This window comes from Variovorax paradoxus EPS (assembly GCF_000184745.1).
Lineage (GTDB): Bacteria > Pseudomonadota > Gammaproteobacteria > Burkholderiales > Burkholderiaceae_C > Variovorax > Variovorax paradoxus_C.
Map to the genome: position 1 here is coordinate 1,551,069 of NC_014931.1, position 22,550 is coordinate 1,573,618.

General features: G+C 66.6%; 20 protein-coding genes and 1 tRNA gene. 12 read left to right on the forward strand and 9 right to left on the reverse strand.

Translation table 11 applies throughout. The features are described 5' to 3' along the window. Positions 1-68 precede the first annotated feature (68 nt). Both VARPA_RS06960 and VARPA_RS06965 read right to left on the reverse strand, forming a co-directional pair. Positions 69-1,043 (reverse strand): Bug family tripartite tricarboxylate transporter substrate binding protein, encoded by a 975-nt coding sequence (locus VARPA_RS06960; protein WP_013539852.1) that lies wholly within the window; start codon positions 1,041-1,043, stop codon positions 69-71. A 54-nt stretch (positions 1,044-1,097) separates the two neighbouring features. Beyond that, the gene (locus tag VARPA_RS06965) at positions 1,098-2,162 is read right to left on the reverse strand and encodes a CDP-6-deoxy-delta-3,4-glucoseen reductase (RefSeq protein ID WP_013539853.1); all 1,065 of its coding nucleotides are present in this window, start codon (positions 2,160-2,162) and stop codon (positions 1,098-1,100) included. 56 nt (positions 2,163-2,218) lie between these two features. Here VARPA_RS06965 and VARPA_RS06970 point away from each other — a divergent pair, with 56 nt between their 5' ends. Beyond that, entirely contained in the window at positions 2,219-3,151 is a 933-nt protein-coding gene (locus VARPA_RS06970) for an SDR family oxidoreductase (RefSeq protein WP_013539854.1), read from the forward strand. A gap of 94 nt (positions 3,152-3,245) precedes the next feature. On the opposite strand, the gene VARPA_RS06975 is transcribed toward VARPA_RS06970, so the two are convergent. Both VARPA_RS06975 and VARPA_RS06980 read right to left on the reverse strand, forming a co-directional pair. Then, the gene (locus VARPA_RS06975; RefSeq protein WP_013539855.1) at positions 3,246-3,893 is read right to left on the reverse strand and encodes an SGNH/GDSL hydrolase family protein; all 648 of its coding nucleotides are present in this window, start codon (positions 3,891-3,893) and stop codon (positions 3,246-3,248) included. A 67-nt stretch (positions 3,894-3,960) separates the two neighbouring features. Beyond that, a tRNA-Leu gene (locus VARPA_RS06980) sits at positions 3,961-4,045 on the reverse strand. A gap of 42 nt (positions 4,046-4,087) precedes the next feature. Here VARPA_RS06980 and cysM point away from each other — a divergent pair. From cysM to VARPA_RS06995, 3 genes are all read left to right on the forward strand, one after another. Continuing rightward, complete coding sequence (gene cysM / locus VARPA_RS06985) at positions 4,088-4,990, forward strand: cysteine synthase CysM (protein ID WP_013539856.1); 903 nt, start codon at positions 4,088-4,090, stop codon at positions 4,988-4,990. Positions 4,991-5,055: 65 nt separating this feature from the next. Further along, positions 5,056-5,634, forward strand: a complete 579-nt coding sequence (locus VARPA_RS06990) for an NUDIX domain-containing protein (RefSeq protein ID WP_013539857.1) — start codon at positions 5,056-5,058, stop codon at positions 5,632-5,634. Then, entirely contained in the window at positions 5,624-5,851 is a 228-nt protein-coding gene (locus tag VARPA_RS06995) for a sulfurtransferase TusA family protein (RefSeq protein WP_013539858.1), read from the forward strand. The genes VARPA_RS06990 and VARPA_RS06995 overlap by 11 nt, the downstream gene beginning before the upstream one ends. 68 nt (positions 5,852-5,919) lie before the next feature. Here VARPA_RS06995 and galU read toward each other — a convergent pair whose 3' ends face one another. Then, a complete protein-coding gene (galU, locus tag VARPA_RS07000; protein WP_013539859.1) occupies positions 5,920-6,810 on the reverse strand; it encodes a UTP--glucose-1-phosphate uridylyltransferase GalU in 891 nt (296 codons plus the stop codon). Between the two features lie 100 nt (positions 6,811-6,910). Beyond that, the gene (locus VARPA_RS07005) at positions 6,911-9,790 is read right to left on the reverse strand and encodes a valine--tRNA ligase (protein ID WP_013539860.1); all 2,880 of its coding nucleotides are present in this window, start codon (positions 9,788-9,790) and stop codon (positions 6,911-6,913) included. Between the two features lie 116 nt (positions 9,791-9,906). Between VARPA_RS07005 and yaaA the strand changes: the two genes are divergently transcribed. From yaaA to VARPA_RS07035, 6 genes are all read left to right on the forward strand, one after another. Then, the gene (yaaA, locus tag VARPA_RS07010; protein ID WP_013539861.1) at positions 9,907-10,689 is read left to right on the forward strand and encodes a peroxide stress protein YaaA; all 783 of its coding nucleotides are present in this window, start codon (positions 9,907-9,909) and stop codon (positions 10,687-10,689) included. Then, positions 10,689-11,531, forward strand: a complete 843-nt coding sequence (locus VARPA_RS07015; protein ID WP_013539862.1) for a 2OG-Fe(II) oxygenase — start codon at positions 10,689-10,691, stop codon at positions 11,529-11,531. The genes yaaA and VARPA_RS07015 overlap by 1 nt, the downstream gene beginning before the upstream one ends. Positions 11,532-11,544: 13 nt before the next feature. After that, positions 11,545-12,459 carry an alpha/beta fold hydrolase gene (locus tag VARPA_RS07020; RefSeq protein WP_013539863.1) on the forward strand — a complete coding sequence of 305 codons (915 nt, stop codon included), beginning with the start codon at positions 11,545-11,547 and terminating at the stop codon, positions 12,457-12,459. Next, on the forward strand, positions 12,456-13,331 hold the full coding sequence (queF, locus tag VARPA_RS07025) for an NADPH-dependent 7-cyano-7-deazaguanine reductase QueF (RefSeq protein WP_013539864.1): 876 nt from the start codon (positions 12,456-12,458) through the stop codon (positions 13,329-13,331). The genes VARPA_RS07020 and queF overlap by 4 nt, the downstream gene beginning before the upstream one ends. Positions 13,332-13,449: 118 nt before the next feature. After that, positions 13,450-14,355 (forward strand): SDR family NAD(P)-dependent oxidoreductase, encoded by a 906-nt coding sequence (locus VARPA_RS07030; RefSeq protein ID WP_013539865.1) that lies wholly within the window; start codon positions 13,450-13,452, stop codon positions 14,353-14,355. Positions 14,356-14,442: 87 nt separating this feature from the next. Further along, a complete protein-coding gene (locus VARPA_RS07035; protein WP_013539866.1) occupies positions 14,443-15,336 on the forward strand; it encodes a LysR family transcriptional regulator in 894 nt (297 codons plus the stop codon). A gap of 244 nt (positions 15,337-15,580) precedes the next feature. On the opposite strand, the gene VARPA_RS07040 is transcribed toward VARPA_RS07035, so the two are convergent. The 3 genes from VARPA_RS07040 to VARPA_RS07050 form a co-directional block, all read right to left on the reverse strand. Next, the gene (locus VARPA_RS07040; RefSeq protein WP_013539867.1) at positions 15,581-16,942 is read right to left on the reverse strand and encodes an MmgE/PrpD family protein; all 1,362 of its coding nucleotides are present in this window, start codon (positions 16,940-16,942) and stop codon (positions 15,581-15,583) included. A gap of 13 nt (positions 16,943-16,955) precedes the next feature. Continuing rightward, on the reverse strand, positions 16,956-18,122 hold the full coding sequence (locus tag VARPA_RS07045; protein ID WP_013539868.1) for an acyl-CoA dehydrogenase family protein: 1,167 nt from the start codon (positions 18,120-18,122) through the stop codon (positions 16,956-16,958). Between the two features lie 163 nt (positions 18,123-18,285). Continuing rightward, positions 18,286-19,071 carry a citryl-CoA lyase gene (locus tag VARPA_RS07050; RefSeq protein ID WP_013539869.1) on the reverse strand — a complete coding sequence of 262 codons (786 nt, stop codon included), beginning with the start codon at positions 19,069-19,071 and terminating at the stop codon, positions 18,286-18,288. Positions 19,072-19,177: 106 nt separating this feature from the next. On the opposite strand from VARPA_RS07050, the gene VARPA_RS07055 reads away from it, so the two are divergent. Together VARPA_RS07055 and VARPA_RS07060 are read left to right on the forward strand one after the other, a co-directional pair. Next, positions 19,178-21,508, forward strand: coding sequence for an acyl-CoA dehydrogenase (locus VARPA_RS07055; RefSeq protein ID WP_013539870.1), 2,331 nt, complete (start codon positions 19,178-19,180; stop codon positions 21,506-21,508). Between the two features lie 44 nt (positions 21,509-21,552). After that, positions 21,553-22,548, forward strand: coding sequence for a Bug family tripartite tricarboxylate transporter substrate binding protein (locus tag VARPA_RS07060; RefSeq protein WP_013539871.1), 996 nt, complete (start codon positions 21,553-21,555; stop codon positions 22,546-22,548). Positions 22,549-22,550 lie beyond the last annotated feature (2 nt).

Below are 22,550 nucleotides of genomic sequence, written 5' to 3' on the forward strand. Positions count from 1 at the left end.
GAAAAATCCGTTCACGCTGAGCTTGTCGAAGCGCCAAGGCTTCGACGGGCTCAGCCGGAACGTTCGATTCAGTCGACCTTTGCGCCGGTCGCTTTCACGACCTTCTCGTACTTGACCAGTTCGGTCTTCATGAAAGCGCCGAACTGCTCCGGCGAGTTGCCCACCGGCTCGGCCAGCAGCGATGCGAAGCGGGTTTTCGTTTCCGGGGCGTTCAGCGCGGCGACGAAGGCCTGGTTCAGCTTCACGACCATGTCGGGCGGCGTGCCGGCCGGCGCGACCAGGCCCCACCAGGTGTCGATCGAGAAGCCCTTGATCGTGTCGGCCACCGGCGGCACCTCGGGCAGCGCGCTGCTGCGTTGCAGCGTCGTCACCGCAATCGCCTTCAGCTTGCCCGAGCGGATGTTCGGCGCCGCGGTCGCTAGGTTGTCGAAGTTGAAATCGACCTGGCCCGAGATCAGCGCCAACTGCGCCGGGTTGCCGCCGTTGTACGGAATGTGCACCGCGAAGATGCCCGCCTCCTTCTTGAACAGCTCGCCCGCCAGGTGCCCGGCGCTGCCGTTGCCGCCGCTGCCGTAGTTGAGCTTGGCGGGGTTGGCCTTGGCATAGCGGACGAGGTCGGACACCGAATTGATGTTCAGGCGTTTCGCGGTGTCGGCGTTCATCACCAGCACGTTGGGCACGCGGACCATCTGCGTGATCGGTGCGAAGTCGGTGGCGGCGTTGAACGGGATCTTGCTGTAAAGCCATGGGTTGACCGCATTGGTGGCCGTGGCTGCAACGCCGATCGTGAGGCCGTCCGGTGGCGCCTTGGCCACGATGTCGGCACCGATGTTGCCGCCCGCACCGGGCTTGTTGTCGACGATGACGGTGCCCAGAGTGTCCTTGACGCGCTCGGCCAGCATGCGCGCGGTGACGTCGATGGGGCCGCCCGCGGCATAAGGCACGACCAGGCGGATGGGGCGCTGCTGCTGGGCCGTGGCGTGGCCCGCGGCGATGGCGGCGGCGCCTGCGAGCAGGGTGAGGAGGAAGCGTCTCGTCTTCATTTTTTGTCTTCTGCAGGTGGGAAATCAGGGAGCGGTGATCGGGAAACCGGGAAATCAGGGCATGGCCTTGTCGGCCTCGGTGGTGAACGCGTCGGCAAAGAATTCTTCTTCGGGCAGGCCTGCCAGCGCCACGTAGTCGCGCTTGGCCGAGTCGACCACGATGGGCGCGCCGCAGGCATAGACCTGATGGCCCGAGAGGTCGGCGAAGTCTTCCAGCACCGCTTGGTGGACGAAGCCGGTGCGGCCGGTCCAGTTGTCGTCGGGCGTGGCGTTGGAGATCACGGGCACGTAGCGCAGGTTCGGCATCTCGGCCAGTTGCCCGCGCACCCATTCGTCCATGTAGAGGTCTTCGGGCCGGCGGCCGCCCCAGTAAAGCGTGGCGGGCCGCTCGATGCCCTTGAACTTCATGTGCTCCAGCAGCGCCTTGATCGGCGCGAAGCCCGTGCCCGAGGCCAGCAGGATCATCGGCTTGTCGGAGTCCTCGCGGAGGAAGAAGCTGCCGAAGGGGCCTTCGATGCGCAGGATTTCCTTTTCCTTCATGACGCCGAAGACGTGGTCGGTGAACTTGCCGCCCGGCAGGTGCCGCAGGTGCAGTTCGATGCCCGTTCCCGGCTGGCTCAGCGTGTGCGGCGCGTTGGCCATCGAGTAGCTTCGGCGCGCGCCGTCGCGCAGGATGAATTCCACGTACTGCCCCGCATGGAACTGCAGCGGCTCGCCAGCCGGCAGCTGCAGGCGCAGCATCATCACGTCGTGGGACTGGCGCGTGAGGGCCAGCACCCGCACCGGCATCTTGCGGATCGGCAGTGCCCCCGCCTCGGTGACCTGGCGCGATTCGAGCACCACGTCGCTGGTGGCGTGGGCGCAGCAGGTCAGCACGTAGCCCGCGAGTTGCTCCTCGGCGCTCAGGGCCTTGCTCTGGTGCGGGCCGAGGGTGACCTCGCCCGAGAGCTTCTTGCACTTGCAGGAACCGCAGGCGCCGTCCTTGCAGCCGTAGGGGAGGCCGATGCCTTGGCGGATGCCGGCTGCCAGGATGGTTTCGTCGCCATGGACCGTGAAATGGCGGCCGCTGGGCTCGACGGTGATGGAAAAACCGGCTTCGTGCGGCGGTGCAGCAGTCATCTGTATTCTTCGGCTTGTTTTTCAGCCTGGGTCTGAATCGGAAAGGGAACAGGATTTTGCCTTCAATCAATAGCCCCTCCGGCGCGCTGCCGGCGCGGTTCCGGCGCGAGCGTCTCCTCGTCGTCGGTTGCGGCGACGTCGGACAGCGGGTGGCGCGCGAGCTGCGCGGCCGCATGCAGCTGGTGGCGCTCACGTCTTCGGCGGAGCGGGTCGCCGCGTTGCGCGAAGCGGGGATCCGCCCGCTGGTGGGCAACCTGGACGAGCCGGCCACGCTGCGCAGGCTGGCCGGCATCGCGACGCGGGTGCTGCACCTCGCGCCTCCTGCGCGCGACGGCGGCGCCGCTTGGTGGCGCGACCAGCGCACCACGGCTCTGGCGCGTGCATTGAGGCTGCGCTCGGTACCCCTGGCCCTCGTCTACGGCTCGACCAGCGGCGTGTACGGCGATTGCGGCGGCGCCCGCGTGAGCGAAACCCGCGCCGTGCGGCCCGACACGCCGCGCTCCCACCGCCGCGTGGACGCCGAGCGCGCCGTGCGCTGGCTCGGCCGCAGCGCCGGCGTGCGCGCGAGCATCCTGCGCATCCCGGGCATCTACGCGCCGGACCGGGAGAACGGCACGCCTCGCGGGCGCCTGCAGCGCGGTACGCCGGTGCTGCGGCAGGAGGACGACGTCTACACCAGCCACATCCACGCCAACGACCTCGCGCGCGCCTGCATCGCATCGCTGTTCCGGGGGCGGCCGCAGCGCATCGTCCATGCGTCGGACGACACCGAGCTGCGGATGGGCGATTACTTCGATCTCGCGGCCGATCTCTACGGCATGCCCCGCCCGCCGCGAGTGGCGCGCGAGGAAGCCGAGCGCCAGTTGCCGCTGCAGTTGCTGAGCTTCATGGGCGAATCGCGCCGGCTCGACAACACGCGGCTCAAGCGTGAGTTGCGCGTGCGGCTCGCGCATCCGACAGTGCACACCGGCCTGCGCGAGGACGGCTGACAACGCGGTGCCATGCGCAACGTGGCGCGGCTTGCGAACGCCGGTGCCGCAACGGCAGGCGTGATGCGCTCGTCACCGTGGCCGAGTTAGCTGGCTAACTCCGTTTGGCAGGGGACGCGCACTCGGGCGCAATCTGGTCGAGTGCCAGCACGAGCCGCTCCACGAGGCGTGTGCTGTACGGTTGTTGCGGATGGATGTCATCCACCATGTCGGCGGGATCAAAGCGCGCGGCGCCCCAGTCGGCAAACAGAACGCCTTCTTCTTGCGCCACGCGACGTGCCGTGGCGTCGTAACCGTCCCGCTGCGGCATGCGGTCGGCTTTCACCTGCGAGAGGCCCGTGACGATCGATGTCTTGCGGGCGGCCTGGACGTAATCGACCATCCCGCGCAGGGCCGGCTCGTACTGGTAGTTGTTGCCGGCATCGTTGATCCCGTATTGCAGCACCACGACGCGCGCCGGCATCGGTTGCAGCACGAAGGTCGGCAGGCGCTTGTGGGCGCTGTCGCCCGGCGAGCTGTAGTCGGCAATCGTCCAGGCGGGGCGAATGCGCTTGAGCGCAGCGGCCGGCGGTTCCTTGATGCGGTTCGCCAGCGACGCCCCGAACCCACCGTAGAGGATCGAATCGCCCCAGAGGGCCACGGTGCAATCGGGTGCTGCAAGAGCGGGTGCGGCACCAAGTGCCAGGGCCAGCCAGAGAAGAACGGGAAGGGGGCGCACGGTGCGGCGCGAGCGATTTCGCATGGCGTTCAGTGTGCCTCTCGACGATGACCGGGGAAGCCTTTTTTCCATATCGACAGCAAGGTATCGATGGTGCCCGGGGCCGGAATCGAACCGGCACACCTTTCGGTGGGGGATTTTGAGTCCCCTGCGTCTACCAATTTCACCACCCGGGCAGGGTTCTGAACGAAGCCCAAAATTATGGCACAGTGGCTGCCATGAATTATCCGACGATCGAAGATGCCATTGGCAAGACCCCGCTGGTCGCCCTGCAACGCATCGATGCAGCCGAAAACGCCAAGCGCGGCAACGTGATCCTCGGCAAGCTCGAAGGCAACAATCCCGCGGGATCGGTCAAGGACCGGCCGGCGCTCTCGATGATCAAGCGCGCCGAGGAGCGCGGCGAAATCAAGCCCGGCGACACACTGATCGAAGCCACTTCTGGCAACACCGGCATCGCGCTCGCCATGGCCGCGGCCATCAAGGGCTACCGCATGGTGCTGATCATGCCGGAGGACCTCTCGGTCGAACGCGCCCAGACCATGAAGGCCTTCGGCGCCGAGCTGGTGCTCACGCCCAAGAGCGGCGGCATGGAATACGCCCGCGACCTCGCCGAGCAGATGGTCGCCCAAGGCAAGGGCCGGGTGCTCGACCAGTTCGCCAACCCCGACAACCCGCGCATCCACTACGAGACGACAGGCCCCGAGATCTGGGCCGACACCAAGGGCAAGATCACGCACTTCGTGAGCGCCATGGGCACCACCGGCACCATCACCGGCGTCTCGCGTTTCCTGAAGGAAAAGAACCCTGCGGTGCGCATCATCGGCGCGCAACCGGCCGAAGGCTCGCGCATCCCGGGCATCCGCAAGTGGCCGACCGAGTACCTGCCGAAGATCTACGACCCGAGCCGCGTCGATGAAGAAATCAGCGTGAGCCAGGACAACGCCGAGGAAATGTGCCGGCGCCTTGCGCGCGAAGAGGGCATCTTCGGCGGGATCTCGGCGGCCGGCGCGTTGTGGGCGGCGCTCGAGGTCGCCAAGAAGGTCGAGAACGCCACCATCGTGTTCGTGGTGTGCGACCGAGGCGACCGCTATTTGTCGACCGGCGTCTTTCCCGCATAAATCAATAACAGAATCTGCTGCCGCCCCGATCAATGGGCGCTGCAAGCCATAACAAGAGCCGCCCCATGCCCCACCCCAAGTTTTGCCAGGTCTGTGCCACGCCCCTCGAATGGATCGCGTTGATGGAAGACGGCGGTCCCAAGGAGCGCCTGCGCTGCCCGAACTGCGGCCACACGCACTGGAACAACCCGACGCCCGTGCTCGCCGCCATCGTCGAGTACCGCGGCCAGGTGCTGCTGGCGCGCAATGCGGCATGGCCCGGCAAGATGTTCGCGCTGATCACCGGCTTCATGGAGGCCGGCGAGACGCCCGAGGAAGGCATTGCGCGCGAGGTGAAGGAAGAAACCAACCTCGACGTGAGCGCCACGAAGCTCGTGGGTGCCTACGACTTCCAGCGCATGAACCAGATCATCATCGCCTACCACGTGGTGGCCGATGGCGAGGTGAAGCTCTCGCCCGAGTTGGTCGATTACCGCCTCTACGACCTGCCCGACCTCCGGTGCTGGCCCGCGGGCACCGGCTACGCGCTGGCCGACTGGCTCCGCACGCGCGGCCACGAGCCCGTCTTCTTCACCGCTGCCGAAAACGAAGAGCGCCGCCGCGGGCTCAACCTGCCGCCCGAGGAGCCCAAGCATGGAAGTTGACCGCGAAATCGACACGCGCGGCCTGAACTGCCCGCTGCCCATCCTCAAGGCGAAGAAGTCGCTCAACGACATGGCGAGCGGGCAACTGCTCAAGGTGGTGTCGACCGACCCGGGCTCGGTGCGCGACTTCCAGGCCTTTGCGCGCCAGACCGGCAACGAGTTGATGGAGCAGCAAACGGTCGGCACCGACTTCATCCACGTATTGAAGCGGCGCTAGCGAGAGCACGCACCAAAGGAAAGGGGCCTGCGCGGGCCCCTTTTTTATTCAATGCTTCCCGGCACCCCTCAGAGCTTCAGGCTCTTGAGGTATTCGCGGAATTCGGCGCCCACCTCGGGGTGCGCGAGCGCCAGTTCCACGCTGGCTTGCAGGAAGCCTTCCTTGCTGCCGCAGTCGTAGCGGATGCCCTTGTAGGAATAGGCGTAGACCGATTCCTTCTTCATCAGCGCCGCGATGCCGTCTGTCAACTGGATCTCGCCGCCCGCGCCCTTGGGCTGGTTGCGGATTTCGTCGAACACGCCCGGCGTGAGGATGTAGCGGCCGGCCACGCCCAGGCGCGAAGGCGCGTCTTCTGGCTTCGGCTTCTCGACCATGCGGTTGACCTTAACGAGGCCCTCTTCGATCTGCTCGCCGGCCACGATGCCGTAGCGCTTGACGTGCGCGAGCGGCACTTCCTGCACCGCCAGCAGCGAGCCGCCCAGGCGCGCGAATGCGGCCGTCATCTGCGCGAGCACCGGCTCGCCGCCCTCGGGACCGACCATCAAGTCGTCGGCCAGCAGCACGGCGAAGGGCTCGTTGCCGACCAGGTGCTCGGCGCACAGCACGGCATGGCCGAGACCCAGCATGCGCGGCTGGCGCACGTAGGAGCAGGTCATGTCGTCGGGCATCACCGAGCGGGCGATGTTCAGCAGCGCATCCTTGCCGCTGGCTTCGAGCTGGCTTTCGAGTTCGTAGGCGGTGTCGTAGTGATCTTCGATCGCACGCTTGTTGCGGCCGGTCACAAAAATCATGTCGCGGATGCCTGCGGCATAGGCTTCTTCGACGGCGTACTGGATCAGCGGCTTGTCGACCACCGGCAGCATTTCCTTCGGTTGTGCCTTGGTGGCTGGCAGAAAGCGGGTGCCAAAGCCAGCAACAGGAAATACGGCCTTGCGGATGCGTGTCGAGGAAGTGGACATGGGCAGTTCAGCGTCTTTCTGAAAGGGGAGGGAAATTCCGGATGCGGGACGGCAAGAGGCCGCATCCAGAATGCTAAACGCCTTCGATGCCCTCCGTCTGTCAGCCTAGGCGTACAAGTTGGTCGCGAAGTCGCTCCAACATGGCGCTAAAGTCAGTCAGACGTTTACGTTCTTGCTCGATCACCGCCGGCGGCGCCTTCGCGACGAACGCTTCGTTACCGAGTTTGGCGTGCACCTTGGCGATCTCGCCTTCGATGCGTGCGATCTCCTTGCCGATGCGCAGCTTCTCTGCAGCCTTGTCGATTTCCATGTGCAGGCACAGACGCGCAGCGCCCACTACAGCCACGGGGGCCGCTTCGGCCGCCGCCTGCCAAGAGGCCTCGTCGTCGAAGACCTTCACTTCCTTGAGCTTGGCGAGCGCCTGCAGCACCGGCGCCGATTCGCGCAGGAACGCCGCGCCTTCGGCATCGTCGGCCAGCGCGTAGAGCGGCAGGCGCGTGGCGGGCGACACGTTCATCTCGCCCCGCAGCGTGCGGCATGCATCCACCAGCGCCTTCAGGCGCGCAACGTGCGCCTCGGCCGCCTCGTCGATCTTCTCGGGCTGGCTCTTCGGATAGGCCGCGATCATGATCGACTCGCCTTCGCGGCCCGCCACCTTCGAGACCTTCTGCCAGAGTTCTTCGGTGATGAACGGAATGATCGGATGCGCGAGGCGCAGCAGCGTCTCGAGCGTGCGGATCAGCGTGCGGCGCGTGGCGCGTTTCTGCGAGTCGTCGCCGGTCTGGATCTGCACCTTCGCGATTTCCAGGTACCAGTCGCAGAACTCGTCCCAGGCGAACTGGTAGATCGCGTTGGCCACATTGTCGAGGCGGTATTCCTCGAAGCCCTTGGCCACTTCGGCTTCCACGCGCTGCAACTGCGAGACGATCCAGTAGTCCGCGCGGCTGAACTTCAGATAGCCGTGGGCCGGGCCGCCGACCTTGCACTCTTCCTTCGTGTGCTCCATCAGGCCGCAGTCCTGGCCTTCGCAGTTCATCAGCACGAAGCGCGTGGCGTTCCACAGTTTGTTGCAGAAGTTGCGATAACCCTCGCAGCGCTTCGAGTCGAAGTTGATGTTGCGACCCAGAGATGCGAGCGATGCGAAGGTGAAGCGCAGCGCATCGGCGCCGAAGGCCGGAATGCCGTCCGGAAATTCTTTTTGCGTGTTCTTGCGCACCGCGGGGGCCGTCTCGGGCTTGCGCAGGCCCTGCGTGCGCTTGTCGAGCAACTCGGGCAATTGAATGCCATCGATCAGGTCCACCGGGTCGAGCACGTTGCCCTCGGACTTGCTCATCTTCTTGCCCTGCGCATCGCGCACCAGGCCGTGCATGTACACGTCCTTGAAGGGCACCTTGCCGATGAAGTGCTTGGTCATCATGATCATCCGGGCGACCCAGAAGAAGATGATGTCGTAGCCCGTCACGAGCACCTGCGAAGGCAGGTAGAGCTCGAGGTCCTGGGTCTTTGCGGGCCAGCCCAGCGAAGAGAAGGGCACCAGCGCCGCGGAGTACCAGGTGTCGAGCACGTCCTCGTCGCGGGTGAGCTTCTTGCCCGGCGCCTTGGCCTGCGCATCGGCCTCGCTCTCGGCCACGTACACATTGCCTTCCTCGTCGTACCAGGCCGGAATCTGGTGGCCCCACCAGAGCTGGCGCGAAATCGTCCAGTCCTGGATGTTCTCCATCCAGTGGTTGTAGGTGTTGACCCAGTTCTCCGGCACGAAGCGCACCTCGCCGGACTTCACCACGTCGATCGCCTTCTGCGCGATCGACTGGCCGTCGGCGCCGGGGCGCGTCATTGCCACGTACCACTGGTCGGTGAGCATCGGCTCGACGATGGCGCCCGAGCGCGCGCAGCGCGGCACCATCAGCTTGTGCTTCTTCACCTCGACGAGCAGGCCCAGGGCGTCCAGGTCGGCCACGATGGCCTTGCGCGCCACGAAGCGGTCCATGCCGCGGTACTTCTCGGGCGCGTTGTCGTTGATGGTCGCGTCCAGCGTGAGGATGCCGATCATCTCGAGCTTGTGGCGCTGGCCGACCGCGTAGTCGTTGTAGTCGTGCGCGGGCGTGACCTTCACGACGCCGGTGCCGAATTCCTTGTCGACGTAGTCGTCCGCAATGATGGGAATCAGCCGGTCCACCAGCGGCAGCTTCACGCGCTGGCCGATCAGGTGCTTGTAGCGCTCGTCTTCGGGGTGGACCATCACGGCCGTGTCGCCGAGCATGGTCTCGGGCCGGGTGGTGGCCACGGTCAGTGTGCCGCTGCCGTCTTCAAGGGGGTAGGCGATGTGCCAGAGCGAGCCGTCTTCCTCTTCGCTCTCGACTTCGAGGTCGCTCACCGAGGTCTTGAGCACCGGGTCCCAGTTGCCCAGGCGCTTGCCGCGGTAGATGAGGCCCTCTTCGTACAGCTTCACGAAGGTCTGCGTCACGACCGCCGAGAGGTCGTCGTCCATCGTGAAGTACTCGCGGCTCCAGTCCACCGTATCGCCCATGCGGCGCATCTGCTGGGTGATGGTGTTGCCCGACTTCTCTTTCCATTCCCACACGCGCGCCACGAAGTTCTTGCGGCCCAGGTCGTGGCGGCTGATCTTCTGTTCCTGGAGCTGGCGCTCCACCACGATCTGCGTGGCGATGCCGGCGTGGTCGGTGCCCGGCACCCACAGCGTGTTGTCGCCCTTCATGCGGTGGTAGCGCGTGAGGCTGTCCATCACCGTCTGGTTGAACGCATGGCCCATGTGCAGCGTGCCGGTCACATTGGGCGGCGGCAGCTGGATCGCGAACGAATCGGCGCCTTCCTTGGGTTGCTGCGTGCCGCGGTAGCCGGCCTTGGCGTAGCCGCGCTTTTCCCATTCGGGGCCCCAGTGCGCCTCGATGGCGATGGGTTCGAACGATTTGGAGAGGCTCTCCAGACCAGGTTGGGCGGCAGGGGTGGTGGGTTCGCTCATGGGGAATGCAGGGAAGTGCAGAGCGGCGCCTTCGAGGGCGCCGCGTGGGGACAGGTGGGACAGCCGATGATTTTACCGGGCGGCTTGCCGACACGGCAGCCACTCATAATTCCGGGATGCTCTTCCTGCTTTCCCCTGCAAAGTCACTCGACTACGACACTCCGGTCCCTCCTGAAGTCCCTGCCACCCAACCCCATTTCGAAAGCCCGCGCGGTCCCTCGACCGAGCTGATCAAGATCCTGCGCGAGAAGTCCCCGCTCGAGATTTCCGAGCTCATGCACCTGTCGGACAAGCTCTCCGCCCTCAACGCGGCGCGCTACGAGGCCTGGTCTTCCAGGAGCACCGCGAAAAACGCCCGCCAGGCGGCCTTCGCGTTCGACGGCGATGTGTACGGCGGCCTCGATGCCCGCAGCCTCACGCCCGCGCAACTGGCCTGGGCGCAAGACCACGTCTGCATCCTGAGCGGCCTCTACGGCCTCTTGCGCCCGCTCGACCGCCTGCAGCCGTACCGCCTCGAAATGGGCACGCAACTGGCCAACCGCCACGGCAAGGACCTGTACGCCTTCTGGGGCTCGCGCATCGCCGAACACCTGAACGAGCGCCTCGCGGCCGACCGCACGCCGGTGGTCGTCAACGTGGCCTCGCAGGAATACTTCAAGTCGGTCGACCAGAAGGTGCTCAAGGCCCGCGTGGTCGAGTGCGTGTTCCAGGAGTGGAAGGGCGACAAGTACAAGATCGTGAGCTTCTTCGCCAAGCGCGCCCGCGGCCTGCTGGCCCGCTGGGCCGTGCAGCACAAGGCGGCCACGCCCAAGGCGCTGGAAAAATTCGACCTCGAAGGTTATGGTTTCGACGCGAGTGCATCGACAGCCGAAAGGCTGGTGTTCAGGAGAAAAGTCTGATGTCCCAACCGATCAGTCCGGAGCTGCGCGAATGGCTGGTGGCCCAGTTGGCGGCCGGCCATTCGGTGCCTGCGCTGCGTGCGTCGATGCGCGCGGCCGGCTGGCACGATTCGGCCACCGACGTGGCGCTGGCCCAGCTGGAGGCCGGCTTCCCCAATGTCGAGGTGGCGCTGACGCCGGCGCGCACCGAAATGCCCGGCCCCGACCTCGACGGCGCGCCGCTGTACCTGGATGCCGGCGACCGCCAGGTGCAGGTGCTGCAGACGATGCGGCATCCGCGCGTCATCGTCTTCGGCAACCTGCTGTCGACCGAGGAATGCGAAGGGCTGATCGCCGCCGCGCGCGTGCGGCTCGCGCGCTCGCTCACCGTGGAAACACGCACAGGCGGCGAGGTGCTCAACGTCGATCGCACCAGCGACGGCATGTTCTTCGAGCGCGGCGAGAACGAAATCGTCGCGCGCCTGGAGCAGCGCCTGGCCATGCTGCTGCGCTGGCCGCTCGAATACGGCGAAGGCCTGCAGATCCTGCGCTACGCGCCCGGCGCGCAGTACCGTCCGCACTACGACTATTTCGATCCGAACGAGCCCGGCACACCAACCATCCTGAAGCGCGGCGGCCAGCGGGTGGCCACGCTCGTGATGTACCTGCAGGAGCCCGAGCAGGGCGGCGCCACCACCTTCCCCGACGTGGGGCTCGAAGTGGCGCCCGTGCGCGGCACCGGCGTCTTCTTCAGCTACGACCGGCCCGACCCGGTCACTCGCACGCTGCATGGCGGCGCGCCGGTGCTGGCCGGCGAGAAGTGGGTCGCCACCAAGTGGCTGCGAGAGCGCGAATTCAAATAACAACAAGGAACCGATGAAAGTCACCGCCAACGGGCTGCAGATCGAAGTCGACGACACCGGAGGCGAAGGGCGCCCCGTCATCCTGCTCATCATGGGCCTGGGCATGCAGCTGGTCGCATGGCCGACCGCTTTTGTGCAGCAGCTGGTCGATGCGGGCTTTCGTGTCGTGCGGCACGACAACCGCGACATCGGCCTCAGCCAGGGCTTCGATCATGCGGGCGTCGGCAACATCGTGTGGGAAACCATTCGCCATCGGCTCGGCCTGAAGGTGCGTTCGGCGTACACGCTGCAGGACATGACGCTCGATTCCATCGGCGTGCTCGATGCGCTCGGCATCGCCAAGGCCCACATCGTCGGCGCCTCTATGGGCGGCATGATCGCCCAGCGCCTGGCCGCCACCGCGCCCGAGCGCACCGCCAGCCTCGTGAGCATCATGAGTTCGAGCGGCGCGCGCGGCCTGCCCGGTCCGCGCCGCGAAGTGGCCGCGATGCTCATGCGCCGCCCGATGGGCAAGGGCGAGGCCGAGCTCGTCGCGCACAGCATCCGGCTGCTGCGGCTCATCCAGAGTCCGGCCTATCCGCAGACCGACGAAGAGCTGGCCGAGCGCCTCACCTTCAGCATGCGCCGCGCCTACCACCCGGCCGGGCTGATGCGCCAGATGCTCGCCATCGGCGCCGACGACGACCGCCCCAACGTGCTCGCGCGCATCCAGCGCCCGACGCTGGTGCTGCACGGCGAAGCCGATGCGCTCGTGCCCATCGCCTGCGGCAAGGATTCGGCTGCGCGCATCCCGGGTTCGACATTCATCTCCGTGCCCGGCATGGGCCACGACCTGCCGCCCGAGGTCTGCACCATCCTCGCCAACCACATCGCCCCGTTCGCACATGCAGCCGATGCCGCCGCGGACGCCAAGGACAAGACGCCATGAGCCTCGACAACCACCCGGACAACCCCAACACCCCCGAGCAATCGCAACTGGGCCGCGCCTCGGCCTACGCCGACCACTACGACCCGTCGCTGCTCTTCCCCATCGCCCGCGCCACGCAGCGCGAAGCCATGGGCATCAAGACCGGCGCCTTGCCCTTCTTCGGCGCCGACCTCTGGACCGCCTTCGAGGTGAGCTGGCTCAACCCGCGCGGCAAGCCGCAGTTGGCCATCGCGCACTTCACTATTCCCTGCGAAACGCCCAACATCATCGAGAGCAAGTCGTTCAAGCTGTACCTCAACAGCTTCAACAACAGCACCTTCGCGAGCATCGAAGCGGTGCGCGAGCACCTGCGCACCGACCTGGCCGAAGCCGCGTGGCGAGGCAGCGACCAGTCGGCCGGCATCGGCGTGAAGCTGCTCACGCCCGACCTCTTCGACCGCGAGCCGGTGCATGAGATCGACGGCCTGGACCTCGACCGGCTCGACATCGAATGCACCCACTACCAGCCCGCGCCCGAGTTGCTCACGAGCGACACCACGCAGGTGCATGTGAACGAAACCCTCACCAGCCGGCTGCTCAAGAGCAACTGCCTCGTGACCGGTCAGCCCGACTGGGGCAGCGTGCAGATCCGCTACAGCGGCCCGCCCATCGACCAGGCCGGGCTGCTCGCGTACATCGTGAGCTTTCGCAACCACAACGAATTCCACGAGCCGTGCGCCGAGCGGATGTTCACGGACATCTGGAACCGCTGCAAACCCGTCAAGCTCGCGGTGTACGCGCGCTACACGCGGCGCGGCGGGCTGGACATCAATCCGTTCCGCACTAGCTGGCCGCAGGCGCTGCCGCCGAACATCCGCACCGCGCGGCAGTAGGCGCGACAGGGGCTGAAGCCCCTCTTCGGAAATCAGAAACCCGCTCTGTGCCCCCTGTGGCATTCTGGGTCGAGCCCGCGAACCCGCGGCCGAACGAACCTCCGGAGCAGAGACAAACATGGTTGAAGGAAAAGTGGTCGTCGTCACCGGCGCGGGCGGCGGCATCGGGCGCGACATCGCGTTGGCGATGGCAAAGAACGGTGCGAGAGTGGTGGTCAATGACATCGGTGCTGCGCTCGATGGCGCGGGCGGCAGCGCAGGCCCGGCGCAGCAGGTGGTCGATGAAATCCGCGCCGCAGGCGGCGAGGCCGTGCCCAACACCGACAGCGTGGCCGATGCCGCCAGCGCTGCGCGCATCGTCGAATGCGCCGTCGAAAGCTTCGGCCGCATCGACGCGGTGGTCAACAACGCCGGCATCCTGCGCGACCGCTTCTTCCACAAGATGTCGATGGACGAGTGGGATGCGGTGCTCAAGGTGCACCTGTACGGCGCCTACTACGTGAGCCGCGCGGCCGCGACGCATTTCAAGGAACAGAACGCGGGCGCGATGGTGCACATGACCTCGACCTCGGGCCTCATCGGCAACTTCGGGCAGGCCAACTACGCGGCGGCCAAGCTGGGCATCGTGGCGCTGTCGAAATCCATCGCGCTGGACATGCTGAAGTTCAACGTGCGCTCCAACTGCATCGCGCCTTTTGCCTGGAGCCGCATGATCGGCGCGATTCCCACCGACACCGACGAGCAGCGCGCCCGCGTCGACAAGATCAAGCAGATGACGCCGGCCAAGGTCGCGCCGCTCGCGGTGTACCTGGCGAGCGATGCGGCCAGCGCGGTCAACGGGCAGATCTTCTCGGTGCGCAACAACGAGATCTCGCTCATCAGCCAGCCGCGGCCTGTGCGCTCGGTGCATCGCTCCGAAGGCTGGACGCCGCAGAGCATTGCCGAGCACGCCATGCCCGCGATGCGCGCGAGCTTCTATCCGCTGGATCGCTCGGCCGATGTGTTCAGCTGGGACCCTGTTTGAGCACATGAGGACAAACCCGCAAGCGGATGCGGGCGGCGCTGTTCGCCGGACAATGCGCCTTCCTCCCGCTTCCTTCGTGCCCGCCCGGTGAACCTGCACTTCGACCTGTTCGACCTGAAACTGTTCGTCTACGTGGCGGACGCGCGCAGCCTCACGCGCGGCGCCGAGAAGGCCTGCATCTCGCTGGCCGCCGCCTCCACCCGCATCAAGCAGATGGAAGAAGCCGTGGGCGGCAAGCTGCTGCACCGCAGCGCGCAGGGCGTGACGCTCACCGCTGCGGGGCAGGCGGTGCTCTATCACGCCAAGCGCGTGATGCAGCAGATGGAGCACCTGCGCTGCGACATGCAGGACTTCGGCAAGGGCATCAAGGGCCATGTGCGCGTGTTCGCCAACACCACCTCGATCACCGAATACCTGCCGCAGAAGCTCGCGGGCTTTCTCACGCAGCACCCGGCCGTGCAGGTGGACCTGCGCGAATACCTGAGCGAGGAAATCGTGCGCGCTGTGGCCGATGGCGAGGCCGACATCGGCATCCTCGCGGGCGATGTGCACACCGGCGATTTCGATGCGCGCGCCTTCGGCAGCAATCAGCTCGTGCTGGTGGTGCCGAAGACGCATCACCTGGCCGGCGCGCCTTCCGTGGCCTTTGCCGACACGCTCGACGAGCAGCACGTGGGCCTGCATCATGGCAGCGCCATTCATCGATTTTTGCAGCGACGCGCAGAGCTGGCAGGGCGCGGTTTCAATCCACGCATTCAGGTCAGCAGTTTCGAAGCCATCTGTTTGATGATCGAAGCGGGTGTGGGGGTCGGTGTGTTGCCGGCTTCGTCTGCGCAGCGCTTGTCGATGGCGATGCGGATCTCTACGGTTGCGCTCAGCGATGCGTGGGCGGAACGGGAGCTCAAGCTCATTGCGCGCAACCGCGAGCAACTGCCTGCGTCGGCGCGGGAGCTGTTCGACCATCTCGTTGCGCCGCCTTAGCGCACGCTGCTGTTAGGGGCTTGTTTGGAGTGCCGCCTGGTCTGCGGTGCGGCGCAGCCGGCCCCACTGCGCCGGCCCTTAGTGCTCCCCGGCAGTGCTCGCGTTTCGCGGGGGCCCGCCGAACTCGCCTGCGGCTCAAACAGCGGCGAGCCCTGATCCGCGAAACGCTGCGCTCCTCGGCGGCGCAGAGGGGCCGGCTGCGCCGCACCGCAGACCGGGCTCGGTTGCGGGGTGATCGCTGTTGTCAGGGGAGCCAGCGAGCGACTCTTGGCGTGTCGGCGAGTTGCCAGATGCGCTGGCACATGGCGCTGGCTTCTTCTGCGGTGGCGCCTTCGCCGTAGTGCGCAAGGCGGTGCATCTTGTCCTCGATTTCCGTGCGGCTCAGGCTGTTGCCCGGGTCGCCCTTCGGCTCATCGACGCGGCCCTGCAGCGTGCGGCCGTCAGCCGTCTCGACGCTGACCTTGCCGATCCAGCGGGCGGGGTAGGCGGTGTCGACTTCGGTGTCGAGCTGCATCGCCACCTTGTCGCGAAAGCCCGCGACCTCGGGCGCGAGGAAGTCGCGGTCGAATTCGCCCAGGCCCGCACGACCGTGCACCGCGATGAGGCCGAGCACCGTGCCCATCGAGAACTTGCCCTGGTGCACCGTCGCGGGCACGGTCACGCGGCCGAGCACATCGATGGCGCCCTGGTGCACATGCGTGGTGACGTGCGCGACGTCGCTGTGCTTCAGCTTGTTCTGCGTCATGACCTGCAGCAACGCGTCGGCGGCGGGGTGCGTGTGGCGGCAGGAGGCGTGGTACTTGAACGAGGTCTCGGCGAGCGCCCAGCGCGTGCCGAGGCCGATGGTGAGCTTGGCGGGATCGGCGTCACTCGACATGCCGACGCCGAGGCCCTGCGCGCCTTCGAGGATCTTTGCGGCGCCGGTGAAACCGTCCTGCGCGAGGTAGGCCGACATCAAGCCGCTCGCCGCCGCGTGCGCGCAGTGCAGTTGCTTGGAGTCCGCCGCATCGCGCAGGAACTCCCACACACCAGCCGATTGCGTGCCGGCCGATCCGAATGCATGCAGCATCTGCTGCGGCGTGAGGTCGAGCAGGCGACCCACGGCCGCCGCAGCGGCGATCGTGCCGGCCGTCGCCGTGGTGTGGAAGGTCTTGTAGTGCGAGCGCCCCAGGAACTCGCCGACGCGAATGCCGACTTCGTAGCCCGCGACCACGGCAGTCAGCAACTGCGCGCCGCTCGCACCGATGCTCTGCGCCACGGCGAGCGCGGGCGCGATGACCACGGCCGCGGGGTGGAACACCGAGCCGTTGTGCACATCGTCCTGCTCCACGAAGTGCGAAGCCGCGGCGTTGACGAGCGCGGCGAACACCGGCGAGCTGGTGCGGCGCGAAGTCAGTATTTCGCTCGGCCCTTCGGCGGGTCCCATCATCTGCGCGAAGCGCTCGATGCTGCGTATCGGCCGTGCGGTGCGGGCCGCGAGCACGGAGCCGAGCCAGTCGAGCATCAGGTCTTCGGTGCGGCGCAGAACCGGTGCGGGAATGTCTGCGAACTTCAGGTCGGCGGCGAAGGTGGCGAGCACCTTGCTGGGGTGGTTCGAGTCGGTCATGGGTGCTGTCCCTTCAGAACGAGCGGGGGAGGCCGAGCATGTGTTCGGCGACATAGCTCAGGATGAGATTCGTAGAGATCGGCGCCACCTGGTACAGCCGCGTCTCGCGGAACTTGCGCTCGATGTCGTATTCGCAGGCGAAGCCGAAGCCGCCGTGGAATTGAAGGCATGCATTGGCCGCCTCCCAACTCGCCTTGGCCGCGAGGTATTTCGCCATGTTGGCCTGCGCGCCGCAGGGCTCGTGCGCATCGAACAGGCGGCAGGCTTCGTAGCGCATGAGGTTCGCCGCTTCGATCTCGATGAACGCTTCGGCAATCGGAAACTGCACGCCCTGGTTCTGGCCGATGGGGCGGCCGAACACGACGCGCTCCTTCGTGTATGCCGTCACCTTGTCGATGAACCAGTAGCCATCGCCGATGCATTCGGCAGCGATCAGCGTGCGTTCGGCGTTGAGGCCGTCCAGGATGTACTTGAAGCCCTGGCCTTCCACGCCGATCAGGTTCTCGGCGGGAATCTCGAGGTTCTCGAAGAACAGTTCGTTGGTCTCGTGATTCACCATGTTGAGGATCGGCTGCACCGTCATCCCCTTGCCGATGGCTTCGCGCAAGTCGACGATGAAGATCGACATGCCTTCCGATTTCTTCTTCACGTCCGCGAGCGGCGTGGTGCGGGCCAGCAGGATCATCAGGTCCGAGTGCTGGATGCGCGAGATCCACACCTTCTGGCCGTTGATGACGTAGCGGTCGCCCTTCTTCACCGCGGTGGTCTTGATCTTGGTGGTATCGGTGCCGGTGCTGGGCTCGGTCACGCCCATCGACTGCAGGCGCAGCTCGCCGGTCGCGATGCGGGGCAGGTATTCGCGCTTCTGCGCCTCGCTGCCGTGGCGCAGCAGCGTGCCCATGTTGTACATCTGGCCGTGGCAGGCGCCGGAGTTGCCGCCGCAGCGGTTGATCTCTTCCATGATGACCGAGGCTTCGGTAAGACCGAGGCCCGAGCCGCCGTACTCCTGCGGGATCAGCGCGGCCATCCAGCCGGCCTTGGTGAGCGCATCGACGAATTCGGCGGGGTAGCCGCGGGCCTCGTCGATCTTGCGGAAGTACTCGTTGGGAAACTCCGCGCACAGGTCGCGCACGGCGTCGCGGATGTCGGGGAAGCGGAGTTCGCTATGGTGGTTGTTCATGCAAGGTTGCGCTTAAAAAGTGATCCATTCACGCTGAGAAGAAAAAACCGCTCGCGCTGAGAAGAAAAAACCGCTCGCGCTGAGAAAAACCGTTCACGCTGAGCTTGTCGAAGCGCCGCGCAAGGCTTCGACAAGCTCAGCCCGAACGGTTTTGGGGTGCATGTCAGTCTTGGCGAGGGCCGCCGGCTTCCTTTTCCACACGCTGCCAGATCTCGATGGCCATCGGATCGTCGATCTCTTCCAGGATGTGGCCGACGAGACCGATGGCGCGCGCCATCACGCCGAGGCCGCGAATGATCTTCCAGGGAAAGCCGAACTCGGCGGCGATCGCGCCGACGGCGCCCGTGGCGTTGATGGGCAACGACTTGCCCGAGACGCGCTCGGCCTCTTCCTGCACCGCCTGCATCAGCGCGACGTAGTGGGTGGATTGCCCGTTCTCGGCCGCGATCTGGAACAGGCGCGGCGTGCGCGGGTCGATGGGCTTGTGCAGCGGATGGCCGAGGCCCGGCACGATCTGCTTGCGCGCACGGAAATCGGCCACGATGTCCTTGGCCATGTCGGCGAGCGGACGGGTCGGCTTCTCGCCAAAGGGGATCGCCTCGTACAGCATCTTGGCCGCGCCTTCGGTACTGCCGACGAACACAGAGCCCAGCCCGCACAAGCCCGCGGCGACCGCGGCCTGCAATGCTTCGGGGGCGCCCGCATAAGTGAGACGCGCGGCCAGCGCGCTGGGCGTCACGCCATGCTCGACCAGCGTGACGACGATGGCGTTGAAGGTCACTGACTCTTGCGGCGTCGGGATGCGCCCCGTGAGTTCCAGGAAGGCCATGTCGCCGAGGTTCAGGTGGCCGAGGATTTCCGAGGGCAGGTCGCGCCCGCGCACGGTGATCCTGTCGGGGGTGCTGTGGCCCAGCTCGGTGTGCAGGGATTTCTTGATCTTGGTGGTCATGCGCCGAATCTAGTCCCGTCTCGCGCGAGGCGGCTCCGTGATTGCGAAACCCTCCCTTCGGCAAATGCAAATGCCGCCCGCCGGGGTCTTCTGCCACGCTGCGGCCATGGATATCGAATCACTCTCGGCAATGCGCGAAGCGGCGCTCGACTACTTCGTGCGCAGCCGCGCGACCCAAAGACGACGGGCGTTGATGGAGCAGCCCGATGCGGGTGAAGCGGAGGGTTGGCGCGCGATGGCGGAACTGGGCTGGGCCGGCATGCTGGCACCCGAGTCCGCGGGCGGCCTTGGGCTGGAACTCGATGGCGCGGCGGAAATCCTGCGTGCGGCCGGCGAGCACGCGGCGCCCGAACCGCTGCTGGCCGTGGCCGGCCTCAGTGCGATGCTGCTGGCGCGGCTGGACACGCCCGCCGCCCGGGCATTGCTCGCCGATCTGATTACGGGTCGCAGCCTGCCCGCACTGGCGTGGCAGGAGAGTGCGGGCGACCTGAGCGCGGTGCCGCTCGCCTGCGGTTGCGAGCGACGCGCCGGCAGCGTGCTGCTGCAAGGCGAAAAGCTCATGGTGTTGCCCGGCAATGCCGCCAGCGGCTGGCTGGTGTCGGCCCGCGGCGATGACGACGCGGTGATCCTCTGGGTGCCGCGCGGCACCGAAGGCGTGACGGAAACGCTGATGCCGCTGGTCGATGGCGGACAGGCATCGAGCCTGCGCTTCGAGCAGGTTGCATTGCCGCCCGATGCGGTGCTGGCCAAAGGGCCGACCGCGCAACAAGCGTTGCGCCATGCGCTCGCGGCCGGCCAGATTCTTCAGGCGGCCGAGCTGCTCGGCGCCGGGCAGGCGATGCTCGCGCAGACGCTGGTCTACCTGCGCACGCGCTCGCAGTTCGGCAAGCCCATCGGCAGCTTCCAGGCCTTGCAGCATCGGTGCGTCGACATGTTCGTTCATCTCGAAGTCGCGCAGGCCACGTTGAACGAAGTGCTGGCGCTGGCCGGTGCAGGGCTGCCGGTGGACCGGCTCGAAGCCGAGGCGAGCCGCGTCAATGCGCGCTGCACGGCCGCCGCGCTGCAAGCCTCGCGCACCTCCGTGCAGTTGCACGGCGCCATCGGCTACACGCAGGAGTGCGACCTGAGCCTGTTCTACAAGCGCGTGCTGTGCCTCTCGGCGTGGCTGGGCAATGTCACCGCGCATCAACATCGGCACGCTGCACTCACGAGCGAAAACGAGGCCGCAACGAGCACCGTCGCATGGGCTGGCGAATTTCCCCGCACTGCCGACTGGTCCGCCATGCCCGAAGCCGAATTCCGCCGCATGGTGCGCGGCTTCCTGCAGCAGCGCTATCCGCAGGCGCTTCGCTACCTCTCGCACCGCGCGCGATGGAGCGAGATGCGCGAGTGGTACCTCACGCTGTCCGCGCAAGGCTGGATCGCGCCGGCCTGGCCCGAGGCGCATGGCGGCATGGGCCTGCCGGCCGACAAGCTCATCGCGTGGATCGAGGAGCTGGAGCAATACGGCGTGGCGCGCGCGCCCGACCAGGGCATCGTGATGATCGGGCCGCTGCTCATCCAGCACGGCACGCGCGAACAGCAGCAGCGTTTTCTGCCGCGTATCCTCCGCGGCGAGCACGTCTGGTGCCAGGGCTATTCAGAGCCCAATGCCGGCTCCGACCTCGCGGGCCTGCGCACCGAGGCCGTTGCGGGGCGCGATGCTGAGGGTGATGGCGAGAGCGATCACTTCATCGTCAACGGCCAGAAGATCTGGACCACGCTCGCGCAGGACGCCAACCACATCTTCATGCTCGTGCGCACCGACAAGGCGGCGCGCAAGCAAGAGGGCATCAGCTTCCTTTTGTGCGATCTGCGCACGCCGGGCATCACGGTGCGGCCGATCCACACGCTGGCGGGCGAGCCGGAGTTCTGCGAGGTGTTCTTCGACAACGTGCGGGTGCCGGCGGACAACCTCGTCGGCAAGCTGCATGGCGGCTGGACGATCGCGAAGGCGCTGCTGGGTTTCGAGCGCATCTTCCTCGGCAGTCCCAAGCAGTCGCAGTACGCGCTGGGGCAGCTTGCGCGGCTCGCGGAGGCGCGGCGCCTGTTCGCGGACCCGGTGTTCGCGCAACGCTTCGCGGCGCTCAGGCTCGATGTGGCCGACCTGACTGCCGCGTACACCAGCTTCGCCGACATCGTACGGGCCGGCAAGCCGCTGCCTGCATCGGTGTCGCTGCTGAAGATCTGGGCGAGCGAGACCTACCACCGCATCGGCGCCCTGCTGGTCGAGGCCGGCGAAGAGCAGGGCGCGGTCGCGGGCGACCAGGTGCTCGACGGGCAGACCTTCAACGTGCTCTCGCCACTCATCGGTTCGACGGCCGCAATGATCTACGGCGGCACGAACGAGATACAGCGCAACATCCTCGCGCGGCAAGTGCTTGAGCTGCCGGCCTGAGCGGTGCGAGCGCCAAAAGAAATACACAACAGGAGACAACGCTCATGGAATCCCTCGACCTCAACCGGCGCCGTGCCGTGGCCGCGCTGGCGGGCAGTGCATTGCTGTCCATGCTGCCCACGCGCGTCTTCGCGCAACAGCAGCAGCCGGCACTGCCATCGCTCATCAAGCTCGTCGTCGGCTATTCCGCCGGCGGTCCGGTCGACGGTGCCGCGCGCCTGCTCGCGCCCGCGATGAGCCAGGAACTCGGCACGCAGGTGATCGTGGACAACCGTCCCGGCGCCGGCGGCTCGCTCGGCGGCAATGCGGTCGCCAAGGCGCCACCCGATGGCGCGATGCTGTTTCTCGGCGCGAGCCCGACCATCACGATCAACCCGAACGTGCAGCGCAACATGCCCTTCGATCCGATGAAGGACCTGACGCCCATCGCGCCGCTGGTGGACTACACCAATGTGCTCGTGGTCAACAAGGACCTGCCGGTGCGCAACGTGGCTGAGTTGCTGGCCTATGCGAAGGCGAAGCCCGGCAAGCTCTTCTACGGCTCGGCCGGCGTGGGCGCCTCCAACCACCTGAGCGGCGCGCTGCTGGAAAAGATGACCGGCGTGCAACTCACGCATGTGCCCTACAAGGGCAGCGCGCCCGCGCTCGCCGACGTGATGGCGGGCACGGTGCCCATGATGTTCGACATCATCGCGACCTCGCGGCCCTTCATCCAGTCGGGGCGCCTGCGCGCGCTGGCGGTCACCTCGCGGCAGCGCAACCGCATGCTGCCCGACGTGCCGACGATGATCGAATCGGGCGTGCCCGACTACGACGTGGGCGGCTGGTTCGGCCTCTACGGCCCGGCGCGCATGGACCCGGCGCTGGTCGCGCGCATCAACGCTGCGGCGCACAGGATGCTGGCGCGCGAGGACATCGCGAGCCGCCTGCGCGAGCAGGGCTACGACGTGTGGTCGGGCGGGGCGGAACTGCTGGCGACCAAGGGGCAATCCGACCGCAAGCTCTGGGCGACGGCGTCCAAGGGCATCGAGGCGGAATAACC